This window comes from Pirellulales bacterium, from assembly GCA_019636345.1.
Taxonomy (GTDB): Bacteria; Planctomycetota; Planctomycetia; order Pirellulales; family Lacipirellulaceae.
Genome location: JAHBXQ010000002.1, coordinates 403,744 through 430,490, shown reverse-complemented (window position 1 = coordinate 430,490; position 26,747 = coordinate 403,744). Strand labels below are relative to the sequence as shown.

Below are 26,747 nucleotides of genomic sequence, written 5' to 3'. Positions count from 1 at the left end.
GGTGGGGTTGTGCCGCCTGTACGCCCGCCCCCCATGGCCTCCCGTGAGCTAGGGTTGTAGGTTCACTTACCTTACTCACGGAGCCCCGCACTATGACATTTGACCTGACAGATGAACAGCGACAACAGATCGAAGAATCAACCCGGGCCGGCTTGGAAACCTTGTACGCCGAAGCGTAACCGTTCACGCCCCGGGGTATTGAAACTGGTCTTTTCTGAAATCGCGAAGTCGGCGACACCATTGTCATGTCTCAGGACGTGCCGGAGTCGTTGATCGCCTGTCAATCGCCGGAGGCTCAGGCGTGGGGGATAAAAGGGGACAGGTCCATATTGACGCTATGGGAGAGCTTTGGTAGCTTCACGACATGCCCCGCGCCGCGCGAGTCACCCCTGGCGGATTGGTCTATCACGTCTTGAATCGAAGCGTGGGGCGGAACCGCTTGTTCTTCAAAGAGGCCGACTACGTCGCCTTCGAGGAGATCTTGGCCGAGACGCTCGCCGTGCGGCCCATGCGAATTTGCGCCTACTCGTTGATGCCCAACCACTGGCACTTGGTGTTGTGGCCGGAGCACGACGAGGACTTGGCCGCGTTCATGCAGCGGCTTACCGTGACCCACGTCACCCGTTGGCAACGCCACAAACGCCAGGTCGGCTACGGTCACGTCTACCAGGGCCGCTACAAGTCGTTTCCCGTGGAGAGCGACGAACACTTCTATCAAGTCGTCCGCTACGTCGAGCGAAATCCCCTGCGCGCGAATCTTGTGAGCGCTGCCGACGCGTGGCGGTGGTCCAGTTTGTGGCGTCGCCTGCACGGGACGCGCGAACAAAAGCGGCTCCTCGCGCGCTGGCCTTTGTCGCAACCTCGCAACTGGCTGGCTCACGTCGAGCGGCCCTTGAGCGACGTGGAGCTCGAGGCCCTCCGACGCAGCGTCCACCGGGGGACTCCGTTGGGCGGCGCCGCCTGGACGCTTCGCACGGCCAAACGACTAGGATTGGACTTCACGTTGCGTCCCCGCGGCAGACCGAAGAAGAACGGTTAGGGCTGAGGCATGCCGTGGGACGCAAGGCAGAAATGGACCTGTCCCCTTTTCATCCCTTGTCCCCTTTTCATCCCTAGAACCCTGACCGCGTGCGACTGCTGCTGCGCGCGTCGGTCGGTTTTCTCGTCGGTTGTGGCTTCGGCGGAGTCATCAGTCGTTGGGCGGCGACAATTCGATGGGCTGCTTCGAGGTGGTTAAGGGTGATTTCAGGCTGGGATTGGCGGAGGTTTCCGGCGACGCGACTTTTTGTACCTCACGCTGGTTTCACACTGGGATTGGCGGGGGTTTGTGGCGGCGCGATTATTTGCCCCCACGGGTCACCACGTCCTTACGTAACGAAACCCTGCTTCATCCTCGCCTTCAACGTACCCCATCGCTTGAATACTACGATCTTCGGCGGATCGGCATAGGAAGCTGTCTACAAACACTTTTAGCTCATCGCCATCGCGGAGAACCAAGGTAGAGAACAGATTCGTTGGATCAATGCCAAGCTTGTTTGCACTGTTGTACATCAGCGCAAGAACTGGCAAAGCTTCCTTGACATAGATGAGCTTGCTGGCAATGCGTAGGGCCACCAACCCTTTCGACAAGGTATCAACGCTGTTTTCCCGAACAGCCAGAGAAGCCATTCGCTCGGCGTACGCCAAGAGAACGAATCCATGCGTTTCGTTCATCTTGGTAAGAGGGTCGGTTTCGCCATCACTCGCCACCGCGTGAACTAGCGATTCGACTTCTTCGTCAATCTGATTCGGTAATGGAGACGGCCCGTACCCATGCGTGCACTCGGAAGCGAGCTTCTCAAGGGTTCTATCTAGCATTGCCATTATCTAGTTCCTTCCAGGCTCATGGTGTCGGCGGGACAAGATAATCGCCATCCCAGGTGTAGCCAGCCTCTTGCAACTGTCGAAGCTCTCTTCCGTAGACAGTCTCTCGATTGTTTATCGAGTCCCAAACGTTTGGTCGATTGGTCGGAGAGCCGGTGTAGACCTTCTCTCGCCTGCTAATGATGCCTTGAATCCACGCATCATTCTTCGCCAGAGTCCAGTTCGGATCATCAAGGCTTCGGTGGCCAGGCCAGTCCTTGGCTACAGCGGTATCCTTCTGCCGTCCGATTACTGGGATATCGTCAGCCGCTCCTGCGGCTCTTGGGGTTTCAACAACGACGCCTTTTTGGGCAAAAAGGGGAGGGCAAAAAGGGGACAGGTCCAGATTAACACAGCGGGCAGGCGTCGGTAGCTTTTCGAACATTCCCCCGCCCCGCGCGGGCTGAGGAAGCGGAAGATGGAGCGGAGGAAATGGACCTGTCCCCTTTTTAAGTCAGATGTACTGATTGACGACGTTCTCGAACAGTTCCTGCCGGCCGCTGGCATTGGGGGCGGCTTCGCCGCGAGCGAGCATCAGCTTTTCGAGCGAGGCAAGGTCGTGTCGGCCCGCTTCGATCTCGGCCCCCAGGCCGGCGTCCCAACTGGCGTAACGGGCCTTGACCATCTCGGCCAAGCGGCCGTCGGCCCGCATCGCCGCGGCGATCTTCAACCCGCGGGCGAAGGCGTCCATTCCGCCGACGTGGGCGTAGAACAGGTCGATCGGCTCGAAGCTCTCGCGGCGGACCTTGGCGTCGAAGTTGACCCCGCCGGTCGTAAAGCCGCCGTACTTGAGGATCGCCAGCATGCACTGGGTCGTCAGGTAGACGTCGGTCGGGAACTGGTCGGTGTCCCAGCCCAGCAGCAGGTCGCCGGTGTTGGCGTCAATCGATCCCAGGGCCCCGGCGGCGCCGGCGACCTCGAGTTCGTGATGCATCGTGTGCCCGGCGAGCGTCGCGTGGTTCGTCTCCAGGTTCAGCTTAAAGTAGGGCAAGAGATCGAACTGCCGCAGAAAATTGAGACACGCCGCCGCGTCGCTGTCGTATTGGTGCTTGGTCGGTTCCTTGGGCTTGGGTTCGATGTAGAACTGCCCCTTGAATCCGATTTGCTTGGCATAGTCGACCGCCAGGTGCAGGAACCGGCCCAGATGTTCCTGCTCCCGCTGCATGTCGGTGTTCCAGAGGCACTGATATCCCTCGCGCCCCCCCCAGAAGACGTACCCCTCGCCTCCCAGTTCGAGCGTGACTTCAAGAGCCTTCTTCACCTGCGCCGCGGCGTAGGCGAACACCTCGGCGTTGCAACTGGTCGACGCGCCGTGCATGTAGCGCGGGTTGCTGAACAAGTTCGCGGTGCCCCACAACAGCTTGACGCCGGTTCGCTGTTGCTCGTCCTTGAGCACCTTTACGACCGCGTCGAGATTGGCGTTCGACTCGCTGAGCGTCTTCCCCTCCGGGGCGACGTCGCGGTCGTGAAAGGCGTAGTACGGTGCGCCAAGCTTCTCGATGAACTCGAACGCCACGCGGGCGCGGTTCTGGGCGTTGGCCACCGAATCGGTCCCGTCCTCCCAGGGGCGAACCATCGTGCCCGGGCCAAAGGGGTCGCTTCCCGTCCCGCGGAAGGTGTGCCAGTACACGACGCTGAACCGCAGGTGGTCGCGCATCGTCTTCCCCTCGACGACCTCGTCGGGGTTGTAGTAGCGGAAGGCGAGCGGGTTGCGACTCGCGGGGCCTTCGAACGGAATCGACGAGATTTCAGGAAAAGCAGCGGGCACGGGGGAAGGCTCCTTGCGCGACGGGCGATCGGGATGGCGAGTTGCGAAAACCCGCATTGTAGCCCGCTCGTCCCGCGACAGAATGGGGCGCGTCGTCTGCGGCCCCGTTTTTGCCGGCATCGCTGAATTCGCGTGCGCGATTGCAATATCGGCCCGCGGCTGGGCTTTGAAATCGCCAGGAGCGTCGAGAGATTCGGCGGGTTCGCCGCGCGGGGGCGTCGCGAAAGCTTCAGGAACGCTCCGGCTCACCCCGCGGCGCATGCCTGCCGAACCGCTCGCAGAGCTTCTCGATGATTTTCCAGCGGTCTTCGTGCGAAGCGCCGGCTGCGAGCAATTCCTCGACGAACTTGAGCCGCGGGACAAGCCCCTCGCGGTGCGCGAGCTGGATCGCCAAGCCGGGCCGGGCGTTCGCTTCGAGCACGACCGGCCCCGCGGCGACGTCGATCACGAAATCGACCCCCACGTAGCCCATCTCCAGGGCGTCGCTCAGCCGCATTGCGGCGCTGATGAGCCGCTTCCATTCCGGAATCTCGATGCCGATGATCGACGCTCCGGTGTCCGGGTGACGCTCGACGGTGCGATCGCGACAGACGCCGCCGAAGGTGCGGCCGGTCATCAGATCGACCGCTGCGGCGACGGCGCCCTGGTGGAGATTCGCTTTGCCGTGGGAGGCCTCGGTCGGCAGGCGCGTCATCGCCATGACCGGCACGCCGCGGAGGGTGATGACGCGGATGTCGGGGGTTCCGCCGACGACGATTTCAGTGAGAGCGGGGTGATTCACGATCCGCTGCTCGACGATCACCTCGTCGACTTGTCCCCCGAGCGAATACAAGCCCGACATGGTGGTCGAGAGGTGATAGCGCAGTTCGCCGGCGGTGACGAGCCGTCCGCCGGGCGTGAAAAAATCGTTGCCGCGGCGCTGGCTGATGACGACGATGCCGCGTCCCCCGGAACCGCGGGCCGGCTTGCAGACGAAGTCGGAGCGGTCTCCCAGCGTCTCCATGAAATTGGTGACGTCGGACTGCGTATCGAGAACGAAGTAGGTGTCCGGGACGGGAATGCCGTGGGCCTGACAGACTTGCTTGGTGATCAGTTTGTTGTCGACGCGCGGGTAGAGGAGCCGAGGATTGAGCGCGCCGATGTAATCGACGTTGCGCTGGTTGATCCCCAGGATCCCGCGCCGACGCAGTTCGTCGGGCCAAACGAACCACTTGTTGGAGTTGCCGCTCACGGTGGCTAGCCCTCCTGGCCCTTGACGAAGTCGCGGAACCGCACGAGCTCGCTCAATCGATAGCCGGTGTATCGTCCGATGTACATCAACACCGCAATCGTGACGAAATGGGCCTCGGGATAGGCGAGGATCCACTGGCCGACCGCGTCCCAGGCGAGAATCGCATAGCAGATCGAGGCGACGACGAGCGTCCCCAGCGCCAGCTTCATCGCGAACGCAGGGCCGTCTTCCTCGCTGGTCACGAAGAACCGCTCGGTCAGCGTCGTCAAGATCACCATCGGCAGCAGCACCGCCTGGGCGCTGGGGGTCAGGTTGAGATAGTCCAAGAGCGACACCCCGAACATGATGAACAGGATGATCGTCGTCAGCACAATGCTCAGCCGCGGCACCATCAACAACCGCAGTCGCTCAAGCCAGCGCCGACTGGTGAACCCCGCGGTCAACACGACCGCCAGGATCAAGATGCCGGTCCCCCAGTCGGCGTAGATGAAGCTCATCGCCAACAGCGCGGGGGCGAACGTGCCGAACGTCTTGAGGCCGATAATGTTGCGGAACACGGCCGTGATGACGGCCCCGAACGGCAGCAGCAGAATCAACGACATCGCCTGGTGCATTTCCAGCGGCAGGCGGGTCAGATCGAGAATCTGCACCGGGTGCGGGATCTCGCTATGCAGCAGCGACTCGGGAGGGCCCATCCGCTCGATGGCGTACCGGGCCAGTACGCCTTGCATCGCCGAATTGGCCGGAATTCGCCACACCTGCGGCGCCCCGCCGCGACGAACCGGAAAGAAGTTGATCGGCATCCGCCTGGCATAGCCGAACTCGGGATCGAACGGAACCCAACGCTTGCCGGTGTAGACCTCGGTCCAGACGTGCGGCTGGGCGTCGCGAGCCTGCCGCAACTCAAAACCGGTCACCAGCCGAGCCGGAATCCCCGCGGCGCGACACAACGTGACGAACGTCCGGGCTCGGCCCAACGGCGTGGCCGCCCGCTTGCTCTCGTGGAGCACCTGCGGCACTTCGTCGGCCAGCGGATCGTCGGCGCCGCTGATCCCGCGCAAGTCGCGCGAGCAGACTTCGAACAGCCACTGCAGCTTCTCGCTTTCGGTCGTCACGTTGCGGGGAATCTTGCGGATCTCGCGTTGGACGGTCGGACTGCTCTTGGGAAGCATGTCCTCGTCTTTCAGGTACAAAACCCGGCGGTTGGTCGTGAGCAGTTCCTTGGGCATCGACGGGCTCCACCCCCCCGTCTTCGGGCTAAGTTCAATCTCGAACTCGGCCGTCAGCGGGTATTTGCCGCCGTGCATAGCGACGGCTCGCAATTCCCGGGTCCCCGAGGCAAGCGGATCGGCCCGTTTCGCCTTGAGATCCGGGTGGGTGAACTCTTGGGTGACGATCTTCGCGAAAGGGGTCTCCAGCGGCAGCCCGATGCAGACGAGGGCCTCGCCGGTCAAGTCGCCGCTCGGTTCGAGCTCGTAGTTGTAGGTGACCCGCCACCGGCTGTCGGTTTCAGCCTCCTGGATCGCCTCGCGGGACCGGAAGCGCAGACCGATGGCCAGCACCCCCAGGACGAGAAATGCAATCGCAGCGAGATTACTCAGCGAACGGGCGCCCATTTCAGACGTACCAAGAAAAAGCCGAGACTCGTTTGACGACGGTGCGCGTCAAACGGCAAAATGTTGAGAGAGTATACGTTGCGCAAAGGGGATTGTTTGGATTCAATGCCGCGATTTGGGGGCCTGGGGCCGGTTGTTCGGCCCTTCCCGGGGGTCAGCCGCAGATTGCCGCAATTCGCCCCTTCGAGCCGCAAGTGGCTGCTCCCGGGGAGCCGATCGAGTTTGATCATTAGCCAAATCGTAGAAACCTGACAAATTGGAAAAAAGGGATCGACGTGCAAATTCTGGCGGTTGGGAACAATCGGGCGGGAAAGGCCCTGCGGAAAGCGGCCCCGGCGGCCGCGAGTCTTTGCCTCGTGGCGACGCTGGCGATCCTCGGGGGAGGCCTGCGTCCTGGGACAGCCGGCGCCAAGGTTCAGCCGCAAAAGCCGGCTGCGGGAGACGTCGTCGACGGCAAGCGGCTCATCGGAGCCACCGCGGTCGTCGTCGAGGCAGAGACCGGAATCCCCTTCTTGGCCCGGGTCGACACAGGCGCCCACAGCACCTCCCTGCACGTCGAAAAATGGGAGATCGAGGGGGAATCGAAAGACCGCAAGAAGAACATCGGCAAGAAGATTCGCTTCCAGCTTCACAACGGCAAGAAGCACGCGGCCTGGGTGACCGGCAAGATCGTCAGTACGGTCCGCGTCAAAACGTCCGTGGACCACGAAAGCCGCTACAAGGTCGAAGTCCGGCTGCGGGTGGGCGATTTTGAGAAAGAGTGTCTCGTGACCCTCAACGACCGCTCGCACATGACCTATCCGGCCCTGTTGGGGCGGAACTTCCTCTACAACGACTTCCTGGTCGACGTCTCGCTCGACGAGGCGATCGCAGAAGACGCGGCCGTCGCGGCCGACGGCGAGGAAATCGAGACCCACGACGAGACCGAGGACCACGAAGAGGCGGCCGAAGGCTAGCTCGCGCACACGGGAAGATCTACGCCCGGCGTCGGCACATCCAACACGCGAGCAACAGCAGCGCCCACCGCGGGTCAGGCTCAGGCGCCTCGCTCCCCCACGGATGCTGGCCGTCCAGCAGGTCGCCGAGTCCCGCCTCGAAAAAAGCCGCCGTGAGAGACTCCCAATCTGCCTGTTCGGTCTGACCGCTGTGGTCCAAATCGCCCCGCTTCGTCCGAGCGACGGTGTGGAGCGCGGTCGTGTCGGCCAGCCAACCGGCCTGGAACGCGGAAACGTCCGACAGGTCAAGGACTCCGTCCTGATTGACGTCTCCCGCGATGCCGGTAAACAACCGATCGACGACCACGAACCCTAAGTCGCGCATCGACTCGATCGTCGTGACGCTGAGATAGTTCACGGTCCCCAGATACCCGGTCATCAGTTCCTCGCTCAGCGGCCGGCCCAGCAAATCGAATACGGTCTGGGACTCGTCCCAGTGGTAGTCGGCCATGCCGAGCCCGCCGTCAAGTTCGACGGGAACGAAGGTCGCGGCGTCGTCGAACTCGTAGCGATAGGCGTTTAGACCGGCAGGGCCGAGATATTGCTCGCTGCCGGGCGTCTGCAAATTGTTGCTAGCCCACTTCGTGCCGAACCCCAGAACGTGGGCGATCTCGTGCGTCGCCAGATCGACCAGGAGCCCGTCTTCCAGCACAAGGTCGATGTCGTGAAGATCGAAGGCGACCCGCCCCGACTCGGAAAGCAAATATCCCCCTTCCAATCGGCTGACGAGCGAGGACGCCAGCGCGAGCGTCCCTCCCGGCCCCCCGAGATCGGCAACGGCGATCTCCACGGCGACGCCCGTCAGCGTAATCCCCGGCTGATACCCCAGGACGAGGTCCCGCCAGGTCTGGGCCCCTTGCTCGATTGCGGCCCGCTGTGGGTCAGTGATTTCTGGGGAGTAGCTGAGCGTCAACTCGAACGCCGCCCGCGCTCCAGGACAGCCCAGGGCGATCACGGCGTACGCCACAGCGAACGCTCCAAGACGTCGCCTCATGGAGCATCGCCTTTCTCATCGGGGTCGGGGCAACGAATACGGCGAACATCGGGGGACGGGGAATGGCCTCACGTCTGCCGACCGCAGCATTCGAGTCTTGTCCTGAGTCGTTTATTGTAGCCAGCGATTCGGAGCATCGCACCCGGCGATCCATTGGGAACTCGCCAACAACGGCAAGATTGCACCCTGCCCGGCAAGGCAGCACGTGTTGCGGCAAAACGGCTGTGCCGGAGGGCTGTCGACGGCAGATATTGAGCTATATGCCAACGGGCGGGGCGATGTTCGGCGCGCGATTCCGCCCACCATCTCCGCAAACGACAGGCCGCAGACTCCGTGCGTGCCAGAATCACGGGCCGGCTCGAGGCCGCGAGGCGCTCAGCACACAGCCGCCGAAGCGGCTTCGTACGCCGTCAAACCGCCGGACGCCGCGGCAGCCCGACCCTGACAGGACCGGTAGTCGTCGAGCCATTGCTCCACGAGCCCCGGCTCGGCATAGCCGTGCAGGACCAGCAATTCCGGCAGCGATGCCGAACGTTGCGATTGCTGATACACCAGCACCGCGACGTCTTCTTCGGTGAGGAATCCCAATTCGACGGCGACCTCGCCGAACATCCGACTGGTCGATTCGCACTGGCAGCGAAGCACCTGAAAAACTTGGCGAACCGAGAGCCGTCCGGTTTCGATCGCCAAGGTTCCCAACTGAGGACGCGAGGCGATTTGCAGTTCCAGGAGGGCGAAGAATTCGTCGCTGGTCAAGCGACCTTCTCGCACCAAATACATGCCGAAATTCATGGTCGCCTCGCATGCGGGGAGACTCGACTGTTCGAGTCGCCCGCGACTGGGTTTCGCCGACTGGTTGATAAACACCCACGAATCACTCGACGAATTGGCACAATCCGCGCCGTCCGTCGACGTTATAAGCGTAGGTCCCAGGAATGCGCACGGTTATGCGGATTGCCGAAACGACGATGCATCTTTCCCGCGAGAAAGTTCTGTCGAAGCCGGTCCGCTCGATACTGCCGTACTTTCCGGACTCCACGACGGCTGCGTAACCCGCCCCCCCTGAACGGAGTAGTTGCTTTATCCGATTCGATCCCTCCCCCGCAGGAGGTATTTCCGCTTCTGCCATATTTCGGCTTTGCTTACAGGGAGAGGCGGCCCCGAGCGCCGCTGGCTCGACGACGTCGCACGTCCGTCGTGCGGTCATGGTTCAACCCGAGTTGTCGCCAGGGCCGATCCGTTGTTCCAACGGAAGCGCGGCATGGCCTCGACGGTCTGACGTCGCGGCCCTGTTTTCCCGACACGTCCTCCAGCCCACGCGAACAAGGGCATGGCGCCCCGAGAAAACTGAGCGGCCCTGGAGTTGTCGCAACCAAAGTCGCAAATCCAGGTGAAACGCCGGCTGGTCTCGGCCTGTTCGACCGGAGAGTCGGTCAACCCATCGCTGCACAGGGCGGGTCGCGCCAAGAGCGTGAGCCCTGCGGCGATCATTCGCAAGCTTCGCCCAACAAGGCGGCTGACGCGCGGTTCGCCGACGAAGTGAAAACTTTCGCCTGCGAAGAGTGAAGTGATCAGGCAAGATGCGCCGATACCGTACCCTGGGTCGAGTTCGCTCTCGACTTGGCGCGCAACGGATGCGGGTCCGGAGAGGAACGAGCAAACGGCCTGACGGAAGCAGGCTAGGTTGCGGCGTTCTCGCGTCGTTGGTCTCCAGAGACCGCGACGGCGGGGTATTGCACGAGCCGCCCGTCATGACCAGTGCGCTTCCGCTGTACCTCCTCTTCGCCGAGGCCGAGTCGAACCCGATCGACGGCAACCGCTGGCGATTCTCGCTGGAGCATTTGGGCTCGGGCATCGTCTTCGCCGCGACCGACGTCGAGCCGATCGACTGCCCCGAGCGTCTCGAACTGCTGGCGGTCGTCCGCGGGCTGGAGGCGCTCGACCACCCTGCTCGAGTGGCTCTGGTCACCAAGAGCCGCTACGTGAGCCGAGGACTGCGTCGGGGGCTGTCCGAGTGGCGCCTCAACGACTGGCATTGGGACCGATTCGGCAAGCGGGTGCCGGTGCGCGATTGCGATCTGTGGCGGCGGATCGATCGGGCGCTCGAGTTCCACCAGGTCGACTGCAGGTTGTGGCAATTCGGCGGGCCAAGTGAACCGGCCCCCGCGGCCGAAGCATGCTCGCCCGTGCCGACGGCGCTGAGCACGTCGGGGTTTGATTCGGGCCGGCGGCGCGTTCGCCGGCTCACCCGCGAAGCGGGACGACGGCTGCGACGGGCCGCGGCCGCGGCGTGTTCCCTGGGCGATTCCCTGGGCGCCGGGAGCCTTGCCGCGGGCTAGGCGCCAAGTTTTTCCGGTCCGCAGAGGACCTGTTCCCGCTGGGAAAGCGGCTTGCCGCAAGCCGGAGAGGCTCGGTCGACCAGGAAGTCTGGGCAAAAAAAGTCGGCAAACTGTCGCGATTTGATTTAGAACAATATCCACAAATACTGGGATAGGCACGTGCGTTCGCAGATTGAGCTACAGGCCCTAGCGCCGGTCATTTACGGCTATCACGAGAACCCGTTCGCCGTGTTGGGGCCTCATCCCGTCGAGGACGCAGGTCGGCGAGCTTTGTCGGTGCGGGCTTACCTGCCCGACACGCAACGGGCGTGGGTCGTCGACCCGTCCCACGGGGTGGCGCAGCCGATGCGGCGGATCCACCCGGCCGGCCTTTACGAGGCGATCTGCCCGAGCGACATCCATAATCCCGAGTCCGAACGGACCTACCAGCTTCGCGCCCAAGCGCCCAACGGCGAGCAAACGACGATGCACGACCCGTACGCCTTCTCTCCCATGCTGAGCGAATACGACCTGCATCTTCTGGGCGAGGGTCGGCATTGGAGGAGTTACGACAAGCTTGGCGCCCACCTGCGCACGGCAGCCGGCGTGACCGGCGTGAATTTCGCGGTCTGGGCGCCCAACGCCGAGAGCGTCAGCGTGGTCGGCGACTTCAACGGCTGGGACCGTCGGCGGCATACGATGCGCAAGCACATCCCCAGCGGGGTGTGGGAGCTGTTCATCCCCGAGGCGTCGGCCGGACTGCTTTACAAGTATTCGGTGAAGTTCCGCGGCGGGCACTGCGAGGAGAAGTGCGATCCCTACGGTTTCGCCGCCGAAGTGCCCCCCAAGACGGCCAATCTGGTCGCCAACCTCGACGGCTACCGGTGGAACGACGACCAGTGGATGGCCTCGCGGCAGGAACGCCAAGGGCTCGACGCCCCGATGTCGATTTACGAAGTGCATCTCGGCAGTTGGCGGCGCGGACCGCAGGGGCCGAATCACTGGCTTAACTACCGCGAGCTCGCCCATAAGCTCGTCGACTACTGCCTGGAGATGGGTTACACCCACTTGGAACTTCTGCCGGTGAGCGAGCACCCGTTCACCCCCAGTTGGGGCTACCAGACGGTCGGCTACTACGCCGTGACCAGTCGCTACGGGACGCCGGAAGATTTCATGTACTTCGTCGACCACTGCCACCAGCACGGGCTGGGGGTGATCATCGACTGGGTGCCGGCCCACTTTCCGAAAGACGGCCACGGGCTGGCACATTTCGACGGCACGGCTTTGTACGAACACGCCGATCCCCGCCAGGGCGAGCACCCCGACTGGGGGACCAAGGTGTTCAACTACGGCCGGAACGAGGTCCGCAATTTCCTCACCTCGAACGCACTGTTTTGGCTCGACAAGTATCACATCGACGGTCTGCGGGTCGACGCGGTCGCCTCGATGCTGTACCTCGACTACAGCCGCAACGAAGGGGAGTGGATTCCCAACCAATACGGCGGCCGCGAGAATCTCGAGGCGATCAGTCTCCTCAAGGAGTTCAACGAGCAGGTCCACCAGAGCTATCCTGGCGTGCTGACGATCGCCGAGGAGTCGACCGCCTGGGGAGGGGTCTCTCGGCCGACCTACCTCGGCGGGCTGGGCTTTACGCTCAAGTGGAACATGGGGTGGATGAACGACACGCTGCGCTACATGCGGCACGAACCGATCCACCGGCAGTATCACCACGACGAGCTGACGTTCTCGCTGATCTACGCCTTTACCGAGAACTTCGCGCTGCCGTTCTCGCACGACGAGGTTGTCCACGGCAAAGGGTCGCTGCTGGACCAAATGCCGGGCGACCTGTGGCAGAAATTCGCGAACCTGCGGATGCTGTACGGGTATATGTGGACCCACCCCGGCAAGAAGCTGCTGTTCATGGGAGGGGACATCGCCCAGTGGCATGAGTGGGACTGCGAGAGCGAACTGCAGTGGGACCTGCTGCAGTGGGAGACCCACCAGGGCGTGAAGAAGCTGGTCGCGGACCTGAATCGGGTCTATCGCACCGAGCCCGCGTTGTACCAGGTCGACTTCGAGTACACGGGCTTCGAATGGATCGACTGCCACAACTACGCCGACAGCATCCTGGCTTACGTTCGCAGAGGGGTCGATCCCGAGGATTTCCTCGTCGTGGTCTGCAACTTCACCCCGGTGCCGCGGGCGAACTATCGGCTGGGAATGCCAGGGGGGGGTTGGTACCGCGAGATCCTCAACACGGACTCAAGCTACTACGGCGGCAGCAACGTCGGGAACTTCCCCGGCATTATGGCCGAACGCCGCGAGAGCCACGGCCGGCCGTACTCGGTCGAAATGACCTTGCCGCCGCTGTCGGTCGTGGTGCTCAAGCCGCAGCGGGGTTAGGACGAGATGCGGACCGGGCCAGGGATCGGAAGCCCGAAGATCGAAACAAACTCTTACTCGTGAATGCAAAAATCCGAAACGCGGCAGGGGCGCCTGCCGCGTTTCGGAGTCTGCGATGGGGTTGCATTTCCGATTTCGAGCGCGATCTGCGTCCCGACTACTCGCGACCCTCGAGCTGCTCCATCCGCTCGCGCTGCCACTCGGGGTTGACCTCCAGCCCGACGCGCTCGTCGAGTCCGCGCTGGGCCGAGAGCGTCCCCGCTCGCTGCATGAGGCCCAACGGGACGCCGATCCGCTGGTCGCGCGTGTTCCATCCCACTTTGAGGAAGTCTTGCTTGAGCTGCTCAAGCGTCCGCTCGCGCGTGGCGACGCGAAACACGTAGGCGGCCGAACGGTCGACATTCATCGCCGAGCCGACGTCTTCGCCCTGCAGTTCGAACGCCGCCTTCATAAAATCGTTGCCGACGTTCTCAAGCCCCGGCACCGTGCTGATCCGCGGCGCGATCTGATCCGCGGCGACGAGCCCGAAGCTCTGCCACGAGAACATCTCGGTGGGGTCGATGATCTGGTACCCCTTGTCCCCCAGGAACTCAACGAAGGAACGATCCGCAGCCTTGGCGGCGGCGGCCAGTTCTTGGGCCTTCTTCTCGGCGAGCTTCGCCGCTTCGACCCGCCTCCAGGCCGCTTCGACCCGATCGCGAATGTCGGCCAACGCCGGCACCATGCGGGGCTCGTCCTCCACCTTGACCGCTACGTAGCAATCCCCCAGCGGCTCGCGGGCGAAGTACGGTTCGCCCGACTGCTGCCGGCCGAACGCGGCCTCGGCGACGACCTCCTCCTGCCGATCGGGCTCGATCGCTCGGCCGATCTGGGTGTCGTTGTACAACTGTCGCTGAGTCAGCGAGGCCGTCTTCTCGAACGCAAATCCGTACTTCTCGGCCAAGGACGCGAGGTCGGTCAGGTCGTCAGGCAACTCGGGCAGATCCTGCTTCTCCTTTTCGGCGGCGGCGACCGCTCGGCGGTAGGCGCCGTAGCGATTGCGGAGCAGTTCGTACGCGCTGCGCATGTCGCTTTGCACGGCGTCGATCGCCTTGCGACGGGCGATCTCGCGGCGAATGTCTTCCTTGACCGCCTCGAGCGGTTCGTACTCCGGCTCTTCTTCCTCGCCCTCCTCTTCGGCGCCAGGATCGCCCGTGGCAGCCACTTCGTCTGCGTCGGCGTTATTGTCCGGAGCAGCGCTATCGTCGGCGGCTACGGCGGAATCCTCGACGTCGGCTTCCTCGGCGCCCTCGGTCTGGAACGCCGCCAGCCGGAACGGGCTGGTGCGTCGCACGGCGGCGCCCTCTCCGTCCGCCGGCGTCGCTTCCTCCGTCGCGGCAGCAGCCTCGGGGCCGGCCGGGGGCGAGTCTTCCTCGTCGTCCTCGACTTCGACCCGCTCCTCCTCGGTCGACTCGGACTCGTCGGCGGAGTCCATCGAGTCCTCCGACTCGTCCGCGGCAGCCTCTTCGTCCTCGTCTTGCTCGTCCTCTTCGGCGTCGGCGCCTGGGAGGCTCGACTTAATGAACTCGTACCGCTTGTTCGCTTCGTAGTAGTCGGCGATTTCCTGGTCTGTGACCGTGTCGAGCAACGTCTCGGCTCGATCGCTCACCGAGCCGCGGAGAAAGTGGAGCTTGACCCGCCGCGGCTTGGCGAAACCAGGGCTCGGCGAGGGCATCGCGACGCCCCCCACGGAAACCTGCTCCGCGGGGTCGCGCTCCTTGAATTCCTCATAGAACGCCGCCAGTTGAGCGTCGTTCGGGTCGGGGACCTCGGAGGCAAAACTGTCGACCGGCAGCACGGCCGCCTGCAGCGAAATCCGCTCGTTGGTCCGCAACCACTGTTCCCACCGCTGAGCGGGGGTGATCGTCGCGGCCGCGTCGCCGAACGATTGCTGGTAAAAGTAGGTCAGCAGCACGCGTTTGATCGTGCTGAAGACGACCCCCTCGGCCGCCTGAGCGTTGTTGCCGAACAGCCCCTGCATAATCGCGCCGACGTCGGTCGATCGGACGCGTCGCGACCCCAACTCGCTGAGGACGCGATTGACGACCCCGTCGGAAACGGACATCCCCGCCCCCTCCGCCAAACCGGCGATGATCTCGGTCGACAAGACCAGCGATTCGAGTTGCTCGGTCGTCGCTTGCGGATCGACCGCCAGCGCGTCGACCAACGGCCCCGGCAGCCCCAGGTTCTCGACTTTCCCCCCCGAGCGAATCCCCTCGCCGACGACGGTGCGAACGAACTGGCTGGTCAGACGCCGATTGCGGACCAATGTCGCCAGCTTCTCGGCCGACAGCGAGCCGCCGTTCCAGGTCGCGACGTTCTGGTCGCCGCGATCGTCCGGGCGGCCGGAACCAGGGTCCAGCGCGCTGCCGACCACGAACACAAACACGATAAAGACGGTCGCCACCGCCAGAAACGCCTTCTGACGCTTGCGGAAATAACCGAACGGACTGGACATCGAATCGACCTGAGAGCATGCCGACCCGCGAATGCGGCTACTTGACAGTAGACCTGCGCGGGCAGTAATGATGACCTCCGAGCGCCGCGGCCGAGAGGCCGCCCACGCGCGCCGCCGGGGCTGCGAGGGCCCGGAAATTAGGACCGTGATTCTAGGGGGGATTGACGTAAATGCAATCCCAAACGGGAGTATCGTCGAGTCGTGCGGTGCGCCGGGGCCCTGTCGGCGCCGCCGAGCAGGATCGCGAACCGAACGCCGCCAAGGCAGTCGATGGAGAAGTGTCGCGCTGCTGGGCGAAAATGGCGACAACCCCGCCAGGCGGGGCGGGAGGCTGAGGTCAGCGGCCCGAAAAACCGCTCTCCGGGGAACATCCGCTGCGATCGGCGCCGAACAGCGTGCGTCGCTGGCGCGGTTTGCTCCGGTGAGGCCGACTGGCAAAGCTTCGCTCAGGGCGCAAGCATTCCCGGCAGGATATAGAGACAGCGACAACGGGCGCCGACGCGGCCCCGGACGTCGCACGCATTTCTTCAACTATTCAGGTCGTCGTGCCGCGCGGCAAGGCGAACCCGGCACACGGGCGTGATTCGATGGGCAAGAAGAAGGCTACCTCCTCCGGCACAGGTCAGGCGCTGGTGATCGTCGAATCTCCGGCCAAGGCCCGCACGATCGGCAAGTACCTGGGGTCGGGGTACCGCGTCGAGGCGAGCATCGGCCATGTCCGCGATCTTCCCCACGGCGCCAAGGAGGTCCCCGCCAAATACAAAGGGGAGCCTTGGGCCAACCTTGGCGTCAACGTCAACGAGGGGTTCGAGCCGATCTACGTCGTTTCGCCCGGCAAAACGAAGCAGATCAAGCTGCTGAAAGACGAGCTCGCCAAGAGCGACCGCTTGTATCTGGCGACCGACGAAGACCGCGAAGGGGAAGCGATCAGTTGGCACCTGCTCGAGCTGCTCAAGCCGAAGGTGCCGGTCCACCGGCTCGTGTTCCACGAAATCACCAAAGACGCGATCCAACAAGCCCTGGCGGGTCCGCGCGACATCGACGAGGGGCTGGTCCGCGCCCAGGAAACCCGCCGCATCGTCGATCGGCTGTACGGGTACGAGGTCTCCCCGCTGCTGTGGCGCAAGGTGCGTCCCAAACTGTCCGCGGGCCGGGTGCAAAGCGTTGCGATCCGCCTGATCGTCGAGCGCGAGCGCGAGCGGATGGCATTCGTATCGGCGGCGTGGTGGGACTTGACGGGGACGTTCGCCAAGAGCGACGCCCAGCGGCTCGAAGCGACGCTCGTCACCGTGGACGGCAAGAAGATTCCCACGGGCAAAGATTTCAATCCCGCCACGGGCAGGCTCGCCAACGAAGGGCTGGCCCTGCTCGACGGCCCCGCGGCCGAGGCCCTCGCTGCGAAGATCCGCACCGGCGCCTTCCGCGTAGCTGCGGTCGAGGAGAAGCCGTACGCCAGCAAGCCGTACCCGCCGTTCACCACCAGCACGCTGCAGCAGGAGGCGAACCGCAAGCTCGGATTCACGGCCCGGCGGACGATGCAGGTGGCTCAGGCATTGTACGAAAACGGCCACATCACCTACATGCGCACCGACAGCACGAATCTGGCGTCGGTGGCGATCGACGACGCCCGCGGGCTTGTGGAACACAGTTACGGCAAGGAGTATCTCCCCGCCGAGCCGCGACTCTACAAGTCGAAGGTGAAGAACGCCCAGGAAGCCCACGAGGCGATCCGCCCCGCAGGGCACCCGTTCGAGAAGCCCGACGTGATGCGGGGCGAGCTGGGGGCCGACGAATTCAAGCTGTTCGATATGATCTGGAAGCGCACGATCGCCAGCCAGATGTCCGACGCCCGCGGTCGGCGGATCTCGATCACGATCGAGGGCGAGGGCTGCACGTTTCAGGTGAGCGGCAAGACGATCGACTTTCCAGGATACCTGCGGGCTTACGTTGAGGGCTCCGACGACCCGGACGCGGAGTTGGCCGACCAGGAGCGAATTCTCCCGGGCGTCGCCGTGGGAGAGACGCTCCAGTGTCTGCAGCTCGACGCCAAAGATCACCAAACCCAGTCGCCGAGCCGGTTCAGCGAAGCGGCCCTGACCAAGGCGCTCGAGGAGCGCGGCATCGGCCGGCCGAGCACGTACGCGTCGATCATCGACACGATTCAAGCCCGCAATTACGTGTTCAAAAAGGCCAATGCGCTGGTCCCCACGTGGGTTGCGTTCTCGGTCGTGCAGTTGATGGAGGAGCACTTGGCGCGGCTGGTCGACTACCAATTCACCGCCAAGATGGAAGACGATCTCGACGCGATCAGCCGCGGCGAGCAGGAGAGCGTGAAGTATCTCGAGCAGTTCTACTTCGGCAACGGCGCGCCGGGGCTGAAGAAGCAGCTTGAGAACAAGATCGACGAGATCGACCCGGCCCGCATCGGGCGGATCTCGATCGGCAAGCCGGCCGACGGGCCCGAGGTGTTCGTCCGCGTGGGGCGGTATTCGCCGTTCGTCGAACAAGGGGACCGCACCGCAAGTCTCCCCGAGGATCTCCCCCCCGACGAGGTGACGCTGGAGGCGGCGCTACGGCTATTGGATCAGGCCCAGGTCGCCGAGGAGCCGCTAGGGATCTGCCCCGAGACGCACAAGCCGGTGTACCTGAAGGTCGGTCGCTTCGGCCCCTATGTGCAACGGGGCACAATGGAAGACGAGGAGAAGCCGCAAAACGCGTCGTTGCTCAAGGGGATGACCCCCGAGAGCGTCGATTTCGAGACGGCGCTCAAGCTCCTCACCCTGCCGCGTACGCTGGGAGATCATCCGGAGACGGGCAAACCGGTCCAAGCGTTCAACGGACGATTCGGTCCGTATGTGAAAAGCGGAGAGGAAACCCGCTCTCTGCCGGCGGACGTGTCGCCGCTGGAGGTGACGCTGGAGCAGGCGCTGCACCTCTTGGCCCAGCCGAAGACGCGCGGGCGCGGCGCGGCGAAGAAGGAACCGTTGCGGACGTTCGACAAACCTTCGCCGGCCACGGAGAAGCCGATCCAGATCCTCGACGGTCGCTACGGCCCCTACGTCACCGACGGCGAAACGAACGCGTCGCTGCGCAAGGGGATGAGCGTCGAGGAGATGACGTTCGACGAAGCAGTTGCGATGCTTGCCGAAAAAGCGGCCCAAGGAGGCGGTAAGAAAAAGGCCGCTCCGAAGAAAAAAGCGGCCGCGAAGAAGGCGACGCCAAAAAAGGCGGCCGCCAAGAAAGCGACTGCCAAAAAATCAGCGGCCAAGAAGTCGACGTGACGACTGCACGACGTCCATTTCTCGGGGGGGAGAAAATGGACCGCGAGGCGCGTCATTCGTCGTCTTTCCCTTCGGCGATCGCGTACGCCACGGCATGACTGCGGCAGTGCGAGATGCTGAGGTGGACCTGCTCGATTCCGCGGCGTTCGGCGACTTCGCGAGCGCCGGCATGGAGTTCGGCCTGCGGTGCGCCTCCGGGGCGGTGGCTCACCTCGACGTCCCGCCAGCCGATCCCGCGGATCCAACCGGTCCCGAGGGCCTTGAGCACCGCTTCCTTCGCGGCCCAGCGGCCGGCGTAGTGTTGGGTGGACGCCTTCTTCGCCGAGCAGTATTCGACCTCGGCGTCGGTGAACACGCGGCGCAAGAACAGATCGCCGTGCCGCTCGATCATCTGCGCGATCCGCAAGCACTCAATAATGTCCGTGCCGATGCCGAGAATGCGTGCGGACATGCTTCGCTTCCGGGGTGCAGGCTTTTCAGCCTGACGCAATAGTGGATTGGCTGGAAAGCCGACGGGTGTTAGCGCCCGGCCCGAACGCCGGGCCTCCTCTCGCTTCGCCAGGCTAAAAAAAGCAGTCGCCTCGGGTCAGAAGCCTTTCACCCCGCACGCCGCCTGGGCGCGGGCCAGCACTCGGGACGCCTGGGCCCGGGCGCGCTTGGCGCCGTCGGCAAGGATGTCGCGAACGTCGTCGGGATGCGCGGCCAGCTCGGCCCGCCGCGCCCGCGCCGGGGCCCAGTATCGCTCCGCCGCGTCGGCCAGCGCCTTCTTCACCTCGCCGTAACCGAATCCGCCGCGGGCGTACAGCGCGGCCATGTCGGTTAGTTCCGCTTCGGATGCGACGAGCTTGTACAGATCGAACAGCACGTCCCCCGCCGGGTCCTTGGGGTCCTCCAACGGCCGGCTGTCAGTGACGATCCGCATGATCGCTTTGCGCTGTTTCTTCTCGTCGTCGAACACGGCGAGCGTGTTGCCGTAGCTCTTGGACATCTTCTCGCCGTCGATCCCGGGGACCTTGGCCGAGTGATCGAGCACCTTCCCCTTAGGCATCGTGAAGGTCTCGCCGAAGTGGTGGTTAAAACTGCCGGCGATATCGCGGCAAACTTCGATATGCTGCAACTGATCCTCGCCCACGGGGACGATGGTCGCGTCATACGCCAGGATGTCGGCCGCCTGCAGAACCGGGTAGGTGAACAGCCCCGCATCAGCCTTGTGCCCCTTGGCAAGCTTGTCCTTGTAGCTGACGCACCGCTCCAAGAGCCCCATCGGCGTGCCTGTCATCAGCAGCCAGCAAAGCTCGCTCGCCTCGGGGACGTCGGACTGGACGAACAGCACCGCCTTGTCCGGGTTCAGCCCCAGGGCCAACAGGTCGAGCGCCCCGTCGAGCGTGTACTGTTGCAGCAACTTGGCGTCGCGCACCGTGGTGAGCGCGTGCAGGTTCGCAATGAAGTAATACGATTCGTCGGCAAGATCCTGCAGCTCGATGTACTGCCGGATGGCGCCGAAGTAATTGCCCCAATGAAACGGGCCGGTCGGTTGAATGCCGGAAAGGACGCGCATGCGTGAGAGGCCAGAGGGGAGAGGGGAGAGGGTCAGGAGTCGGACGCCAAGGCCGGTACGGACGCTTCAGCGTCCCGCGGAAAGCTGCAAGACGCCGACAAGCTCGCCAACGCTGCCGACCCCCGCTTCAGCCAGCGCGCCTGGCAGCGCGTCGAGCACGTCGCCGGCCGCCGTGGGATTGTAGAAGTTCACCGTCCCCAGTTGAACCGCTGAGGCCCCGGCGACGAGGAACTCCATCACGTCGTCGATCGCGGCGATGCCGCCGATCCCCACCAGCGGGGTCCGCACGGCCTGGGCCGCCTGAAAGACGCACCGCAAGGCGATCGGTTTGATCGCCGGTCCCGAGAGCCCGCCGACGACGTTCCCGAGCAGCGGCTTGCGCCGGCGCCAATCGACGGCCATCCCCTGCACGGTGTTGATCAGCGCGATCGCGTCGGCGCCGCCTGCTTCGGCGGCGCGGGCCATCTCGGCCACGCTCGTGACGTTCGGGGTCAGCTTGGCGATGATCGGAGAGGACGTCGCCGCTCGGCACGCCTTCACGACTTCCTCGCACATCGCAGGATTCGTGCCAAAATCGATCCCGCCCGAGACGTTGGGGCAACTGATGTTCAACTCGATCGCGGCGACTCCCGGCTGCTCGCCGAGCATCGCGGCCATTTCGACGAACTCGGATTCGTTCTTGCCGGCGATGCTGACGATGATCGGCGCCCCGACCGTGGCGAGGTACGGCAAGTGGTTTGCCGCGAAAGCGTCCACCCCGTCGTTGTCGAGCCCGATGCTGTTGAGCATCCCCGCGGGGGTCTCGATCGTACGCCAGGGAGAGTTACCGGGGCGCGGCTGGCGCGTGACCGTCTTGGGGACGATCCCGCCGAGCCGGGCGAGGTCGACGAACGGCGCCATCTCGCGGGCGTAACCGAACGTCCCCGATGCGACGAGGATCGGATTGGGAAGTTGCAAGCGACCGAGTCGGACCGCAAGATCGACGGCGGGCGGGGCGGGAACGGTCACGTGCGGCGGGCGAACATGCGAGGAAGACGCGCGAGGTCGGCGAGCGGCGAGTGCTTTGTCAGAGCGGACATTGCGGGTTGGCGACGACGCAACGCCGCTTTCGGTCAACAGGTTGCGTCGTCGCCAACCCGCAATCGAGCCTGTGTCAAAGCACCAATGTAGCGCGCGACCGCCGGGGGCCGCAATGAGGCGCCGCAGGTCGGCGCCGCGCCGGCCGGCAATTCCGGGGCGCGTAAGCGCCATGGTCGGCCAGCGACAAAGCCCCCGGGCCTGCGCCCGAGGGCTGCGATTCGACAGACGGCGGTTAGATGATGCCGCCGTGGGTGCTATGCGGCGTCAGGTGCGACGGCATGTCGAGGAACCAGATCCGCTCCCATTCGTCGAGGAGCAACCGCAGGTTCTCCGACTGGTAGAAGAGTTGCTGCCCGCGCCGCGTAGGATCACCCGAGTAGATCGGCAAAAAGCATCCCGTGCTGCTGGCGATCATACAGGCGGCTATTGCCGACAAGAGCCATTTTTGGGTTTGCATTGCTCCTCCTTGAGCTGCGACTCGACGTCCGGCCCGGGGGCGTAACGTCGTGAATGGCTTGATGTTGCGTGGCTGCGTGGCGTCCGCCGGGGTACGGCGGCAAAAGGGCGCTGGCGGCGTTTTGAGAGCGGCGGTGCGTCGCATCCTTGCGGCACGGCGAAAAGCGGGCGAAGCGTAACGTGAGCAACGACTTAGGTCGAGGTCGACTAGGGCGTCAAGGGCCCGAGGGGCTTTGCGACAACCATGCTGGCGCCTTCGGCAATCGCTGCAGGAGCGATGACTGAAGCACTATCCGGAGGCGCCGGGTTGTTGTTCGTAACTTGTTGCCGAGCCAAGGGTTGAATGCCCCCCGGCCGGCGACGGCGCGTGGTTGACGGCTGCGGCCCGTTGGGCCGCCTCCTCCTCCAAAGCCCGCAAGCGAGCGGCCTCGTTGGCTTGGCGCTCAAGTTCGCGGACCCGCTCCTCCATCTCCTTGCCCGGCTTGAACGTCACCACAAACTTCTCTGGCACAAAGACTTTCTCACCGGTCCGCGGGTTGCGGGCCTTGCGTGCGGCTCGCCGCTTGACCTCGAAAACGCCGAAGTTTCGCAGTTCGATCCGCTTGTCTTCGACCAGCGTCTCGACGATGGCGTCGAACGTCTTTTGGACGATCTCCTTCGTCTTGAGTTGCGTGAGACCAATCTCCTCGGAGATGGTTTTCACAATCTCTTTCTTGGTCACGACGAGTCCCCTGTGAGAAGGTCTCAGCCTGCCGCGGGAGGGGTCTCCCGAGGCGTCGAGAGGGCCGGCTGTCTCGCTCCAAGTGTAATTGTGATAACGACTAGAGTCAAGAAAGCCGGTCCGGACCGAGGGTCGCCGGGGCGACCCGATTCGGCCCTCCCGGGCGGCCTTTCGGTCGCCGGGGAGCTCCGCCGGAAAGCTCTCAAATCGCCAAATTGACAAGGAACCGGCTGCCGGACTGCGGGTTCAGCCTCCCCGCGTGCCGGCAATTGCCAGCACGGCGACGGGGCTTGCGCAGCCTCAGCAGCGGGACGTAGGCGTCCCTAGGACCAATCATCGGCCGGCATGACCCGCAAAATTAGCGCAACCGGAATAATTTGCCAATTTCGGCTGCTAGCGGCATCCGTTCCTCGGGGAGCCCTGCAGGGGGCTCCCGCCAGCGTCAGGCTCCGACGGGACGGCTAGACGTGGAAGATTGCGGCCTGCTCCTGGACGGCCTCGAGCGAGTAGAGCTTGCCGTGGCCGCTTCCAGGACACGCCTCGCAGGTCTCGGCCCAAGCCTCGGGACTCTTGAGATTCGAGTCCCAGAAGGGCCAGGTGCGGCATTGGCGAGGTCGCTCGGCGTAGACGGCGCAGCGGCGGGTCTCGGGATCGAGAAACACGCAGTCGTAGTTCTTCCGCTCCTTGAGGCTCCGTCGCACCCCGACGTCGCGAACGTACTGCTTCTCAAACGCTGCGGGGGTCAGTTCGAGACGGGCCGCCATCGCGTCAATCTCGGCCTGATTGACCCAGACGTACCCGGGGGCGCCTGTGCAACAATCGCCGCAGCCGGTGCACTTGAAACGCAGCCCCTCGGCGTACCACGGCTGGGAGGTTTCGACAGCGTCGACAGGTTTCTTCGGCATGAGGCGGTTCTCAGAATCGATTGGCGCACGCAAGCGGCAAACGCGGCAGGTCAGATCGCGGCCGCGGCCAGTTCGTCGACGGCGGCAAGGGCGGCATCGACATCGGCGAGCGTGAGCGACCAGCCGACGCTCATCCGCACCGCGCCGCCAAGTTCGTGGGTCCCCAGCGCCCGGTGAATCAGCGGGGCGCAGTGAAGCCCCGCCCGGCATTGCACGCCGTGGGTCGCGTCGAGCATCGCGGCGAACTCCTGCGGATCGTACCCGCGGACGGTGAAGCTCACAACGCCCGCGCGTCGATTCCCCGCGGGGGGGCCGATGATTCGCACGCCGTCGATCGACTCCAGCCCCCCGAGCAAACGTGCAGTCAGCTCGGCTTCGTGTACGGCGAGCGACGCCACGCCCCGCTCGGCGAGCCACTCGCACGCGGCGGCAATCCCTGCGAGTGCGGGGACGTTCAGCGAGCCCGCCTCGAACCGCTGTGGCATCGCTGTGGGAGCGATCGGGGCGTCGCTGTCGGCCCCGGTGCCGCCGAAGCGGTGGGGCGACAGCTCGGCCTCGACGCCGGGGCGAATCCACAAGAACCCCGTCCCCGCCGGCCCTAGCAACCCCTTGTGCCCGCTTGCGGCGAGCAAGTCGATCCCGAGCTCCGCGACGTCGACCGGCAGGTGACCGACGCTTTGAGCCGCGTCGACGAGCACCAGAGCGCCAGCCTCGCGGGCCAGGGCCGCCATTTCGGCCACCGGCTGGACGGCGCCTGTTACGTTCGACCCGTGCAGAAACGCCGCCAGCCGGGCCGGTCGGCGACACGCCCCGCGCCATGCGTCGAGGTCGACGAATCCCTGGCCGTCGCAGGGGACGCGGACCACCTCCACCCCCGCGCGCTCGCCGAGCGTCGCCAGGGGACGCAGCACCGAGTTGTGATCGGAAACGGTCGTCAACACCCGATCGCCGGGACGCACGAGGCCGAAGATCGCCAGATTGAGCCCGTCGGTCGCGTTGCCGCCGAAGACGACCTGATCGGGGTCGTCGGCGCCGAGCAACTGGGCGCAGCCGCGCCGCGCCGCGTCGACCTCGCGCTGGGCGAACTGAGCCTCGCGGTACGCCCCGCGCCCGGCGGAGGCGCCTTCGTCGCGCATCCACCGCTCAACAGCGGCATAAACAGGTTCCGGTTTGGGCCAACTCGTGGCGGCGTTGTCGAGATAGATCCGCATAGTGGGACATCCGATATACGAAACAGATTTGGTTTTCTGGCGTGAGAACGGATCGAATGGGAAGGAAAGGATGCGGGGAAACGCGAGGCTTGAACTGGGCAGGCAGGCTGTCGACAGCCGGAACGTTCGTGATTCGGGCAGGCGTTGAGGCTCAGAACTTCGGATGCCGGTTTCCGTCCTCAGCCGCCGATCTGGTACATCGCTCGCTCGGGCCGTTGAAAGCCGCCCTGCCCGATGCCGTGGGCCACGGCCTTGGCGGCGATCGCACTGCGGACCAGACGGCGCAGCTCGACCGCGTCGCCGCCGCTGCGAAGGACCGCACGCGCGTCCCACTCGCGAGTCGAGAAGAGGCAGTTGCGCACTTGCCCCTCGGCCGTCAGGCGCAGCCGGTCGCAGGCGCCGCAGAACGGCTCGCTGACCGGGTTGATCAATCCCAACCGACCGCGCCGGTCGGCGTACCAGTAGTCGGTCGCCGGCTGGCTGGGGGTCGGCCGGTCGCGCGGCTCAAGCGCGCCGAAGCGCGCCTCGATGATCGCCCGTAAGCGATGACCGGTCAGCACGTCTGCGTCGGTCCAATGCTGTTCGGCGTCCAGCGGCATGAACTCGATGAACCGCAGTTCCAAGTCGTGCTCCAGGGCGAACTCGGCCAGTGGGATCGCCTCGTCCTCGGTGAACCCGCGGAGGGCGACCGCGTTGAGCCGGATGTTGTCGAACCCGGCGCTTTGCGCCGCGGCAAGCCCCGCGAGGACCCGGTCGAGCCCCGGGCGACGGGCGATCTGCTCGAACCCCTCGCGACTGACGGCGTCAAGGCTGACGTTGAGTCGTTGCAGCCCCGCGGCCCGCAGCGCAACCGCTTGCTCAGCCAGAAGCAGCCCGTTGGTCGTCAGCGCCAGGTCCTCGACCCCCGGCACGGCGGCGAGCAGCCGGACCAAGGCGGGCAGATCATGCCGCACGAGCGGCTCCCCCCCGGTGAGCCGCAGCTTGCGGACCCCCAGCGGGGCGATCGCCCGGACGAACTTGGCGATCTCCTCGAACGTGAGCAACTCGCTCCGCGGCAGGAATTGGAGCCCCTCGACCGGCATGCAGTACGTGCACCGCAAATTGCAGCGATCGGTGACGCTAATCCGCAGGCTCTCATGCCGCCGACCGAACCCGTCAACCAGCGGGGCGAGTTCGTCGGCGACGGCGGCTACATCAACGGTGTTCATGGGGGTCCCGCGAATCGCGAACAATCGCGACACAGCGGGTCGCTTGAAGTCACTGACAGGATACTGGGAATGTCGTTCGGAAGACTCGTCGTGCGAAGTGCGCCAGCGGATGCGAAGGACCGGCTCGCATGCGATCCGCTCATTCGCGCTCATTCGCTTGATTTGCGGGCTCTCCAGTCGTGGATGCCGGTTGCGGGTGGACCCACTCGCGGCGACCGTCGGCGTAGCGTTCTTGTTTCCAGATGGGGGCGTCGGCCTTGAGCTCGTCGATCAGCCACTGACCGGCCGCGAATGCGTCGGCCCGGTGGGGGCTGCTTGCCACGATCGCGACGCTCGGCTCGCCGACGGGTACGACTCCCAACCGATGGACGATCTCGGCGTGGGCCAGCGGCCACCGCTGGCGAGCGGCGGCGGCGAGCGATTCCAATTTCCGCTCGGCCATCGCCTCGTACGCTTCGTAGGCCAACTCAATCGTCTCGGCCGCGCCAGTGAATTGTCGCGTGATCCCCAGAAACAACACCACCCCCCCTGCCGCGGGTTGCGAGGCCGCAGCCAACATTGCGGCGACATCGATGGGATCGTGCGTGAGACGGGACATGAGGG

General features: G+C 64.6%; 20 protein-coding genes and 1 pseudogene. 5 read left to right on the top strand and 16 right to left on the bottom strand.

The features are described 5' to 3' along the window. Window positions 1-364 precede the first annotated feature (364 nt). Complete coding sequence (locus KF688_05560; GenBank protein ID MBX3425128.1) at window positions 365-1,039, top strand: transposase; 675 nt, start codon at window positions 365-367, stop codon at window positions 1,037-1,039. A 317-nt stretch (window positions 1,040-1,356) separates the two neighbouring features. Here the strand turns inward: KF688_05560 and KF688_05555 are convergent, their stop codons facing one another. From KF688_05555 to KF688_05540, 4 genes are all read right to left on the bottom strand, one after another. Beyond that, the gene (locus KF688_05555) at window positions 1,357-1,863 is read right to left on the bottom strand and encodes a hypothetical protein (GenBank protein ID MBX3425127.1); all 507 of its coding nucleotides are present in this window, start codon (window positions 1,861-1,863) and stop codon (window positions 1,357-1,359) included. Window positions 1,864-2,356: 493 nt separating this feature from the next. Then, complete coding sequence (gene xylA, locus KF688_05550) at window positions 2,357-3,727, bottom strand: xylose isomerase (GenBank protein ID MBX3425126.1); 1,371 nt, start codon at window positions 3,725-3,727, stop codon at window positions 2,357-2,359. 172 nt (window positions 3,728-3,899) lie between these two features. Next, complete coding sequence (locus KF688_05545; protein ID MBX3425125.1) at window positions 3,900-4,901, bottom strand: alpha-L-glutamate ligase-like protein; 1,002 nt, start codon at window positions 4,899-4,901, stop codon at window positions 3,900-3,902. A gap of 5 nt (window positions 4,902-4,906) precedes the next feature. Next, window positions 4,907-6,517 (bottom strand): hypothetical protein, encoded by a 1,611-nt coding sequence (locus KF688_05540; protein MBX3425124.1) that lies wholly within the window; start codon window positions 6,515-6,517, stop codon window positions 4,907-4,909. Window positions 6,518-6,792: 275 nt separating this feature from the next. Between KF688_05540 and KF688_05535 the strand changes: the two genes are divergently transcribed. Then, on the top strand, window positions 6,793-7,473 hold the full coding sequence (locus tag KF688_05535; protein MBX3425123.1) for a RimK/LysX family protein: 681 nt from the start codon (window positions 6,793-6,795) through the stop codon (window positions 7,471-7,473). A 19-nt stretch (window positions 7,474-7,492) separates the two neighbouring features. On the opposite strand, the gene KF688_05530 is transcribed toward KF688_05535, so the two are convergent. Continuing rightward, the gene (locus KF688_05530; protein ID MBX3425122.1) at window positions 7,493-8,506 is read right to left on the bottom strand and encodes a hypothetical protein; all 1,014 of its coding nucleotides are present in this window, start codon (window positions 8,504-8,506) and stop codon (window positions 7,493-7,495) included. A gap of 375 nt (window positions 8,507-8,881) precedes the next feature. Beyond that, a complete protein-coding gene (locus tag KF688_05525) occupies window positions 8,882-9,298 on the bottom strand; it encodes a hypothetical protein (protein ID MBX3425121.1) in 417 nt (138 codons plus the stop codon). Window positions 9,299-10,257: 959 nt separating this feature from the next. On the opposite strand from KF688_05525, the gene KF688_05520 reads away from it, so the two are divergent. Both KF688_05520 and glgB read left to right on the top strand, forming a co-directional pair. Further along, window positions 10,258-10,845: a hypothetical protein gene (locus KF688_05520; protein MBX3425120.1), complete on the top strand. Its 588-nt coding sequence runs from the start codon at window positions 10,258-10,260 to the stop codon at window positions 10,843-10,845. Between the two features lie 159 nt (window positions 10,846-11,004). Further along, window positions 11,005-13,227: a 1,4-alpha-glucan branching protein GlgB gene (glgB, locus tag KF688_05515; protein ID MBX3425119.1), complete on the top strand. Its 2,223-nt coding sequence runs from the start codon at window positions 11,005-11,007 to the stop codon at window positions 13,225-13,227. Window positions 13,228-13,384: 157 nt separating this feature from the next. On the opposite strand, the gene KF688_05510 is transcribed toward glgB, so the two are convergent. Beyond that, on the bottom strand, window positions 13,385-15,724 hold the full coding sequence (locus tag KF688_05510; protein MBX3425118.1) for a hypothetical protein: 2,340 nt from the start codon (window positions 15,722-15,724) through the stop codon (window positions 13,385-13,387). Between the two features lie 587 nt (window positions 15,725-16,311). On the opposite strand from KF688_05510, the gene topA reads away from it, so the two are divergent. Further along, window positions 16,312-19,005 (top strand): type I DNA topoisomerase, encoded by a 2,694-nt coding sequence (gene topA / locus KF688_05505; protein MBX3425117.1) that lies wholly within the window; start codon window positions 16,312-16,314, stop codon window positions 19,003-19,005. Window positions 19,006-19,057: 52 nt separating this feature from the next. Here the strand turns inward: topA and acpS are convergent, their stop codons facing one another. The 9 genes and pseudogenes from acpS to KF688_05460 form a co-directional block, all read right to left on the bottom strand. Further along, window positions 19,058-19,456 (bottom strand): holo-ACP synthase, encoded by a 399-nt coding sequence (gene acpS / locus KF688_05500; protein ID MBX3425116.1) that lies wholly within the window; start codon window positions 19,454-19,456, stop codon window positions 19,058-19,060. A gap of 135 nt (window positions 19,457-19,591) precedes the next feature. After that, window positions 19,592-20,563 (bottom strand): tryptophan--tRNA ligase, encoded by a 972-nt coding sequence (trpS, locus tag KF688_05495; protein MBX3425115.1) that lies wholly within the window; start codon window positions 20,561-20,563, stop codon window positions 19,592-19,594. A 66-nt stretch (window positions 20,564-20,629) separates the two neighbouring features. Beyond that, on the bottom strand, window positions 20,630-21,814 hold the full coding sequence (locus KF688_05490) for a dihydroorotate dehydrogenase (protein MBX3425114.1): 1,185 nt from the start codon (window positions 21,812-21,814) through the stop codon (window positions 20,630-20,632). A gap of 61 nt (window positions 21,815-21,875) precedes the next feature. Beyond that, on the bottom strand, window positions 21,876-22,100 hold the full coding sequence (locus tag KF688_05485; protein MBX3425113.1) for a hypothetical protein: 225 nt from the start codon (window positions 22,098-22,100) through the stop codon (window positions 21,876-21,878). Between the two features lie 444 nt (window positions 22,101-22,544). Continuing rightward, window positions 22,545-22,820 (bottom strand): annotated as a pseudogene (locus KF688_05480) (integration host factor subunit beta). 461 nt (window positions 22,821-23,281) lie between these two features. Then, entirely contained in the window at window positions 23,282-23,725 is a 444-nt protein-coding gene (locus KF688_05475; protein MBX3425112.1) for a YkgJ family cysteine cluster protein, read from the bottom strand. A gap of 50 nt (window positions 23,726-23,775) precedes the next feature. Next, the gene (locus tag KF688_05470; protein MBX3425111.1) at window positions 23,776-24,936 is read right to left on the bottom strand and encodes an aminotransferase class V-fold PLP-dependent enzyme; all 1,161 of its coding nucleotides are present in this window, start codon (window positions 24,934-24,936) and stop codon (window positions 23,776-23,778) included. A 179-nt stretch (window positions 24,937-25,115) separates the two neighbouring features. After that, window positions 25,116-26,144 (bottom strand): GTP 3',8-cyclase MoaA, encoded by a 1,029-nt coding sequence (moaA, locus tag KF688_05465; protein ID MBX3425110.1) that lies wholly within the window; start codon window positions 26,142-26,144, stop codon window positions 25,116-25,118. 139 nt (window positions 26,145-26,283) lie between these two features. Further along, window positions 26,284-26,742 (bottom strand): molybdenum cofactor biosynthesis protein MoaE, encoded by a 459-nt coding sequence (locus tag KF688_05460; protein ID MBX3425109.1) that lies wholly within the window; start codon window positions 26,740-26,742, stop codon window positions 26,284-26,286. Window positions 26,743-26,747: the final 5 nt, after the last annotated feature.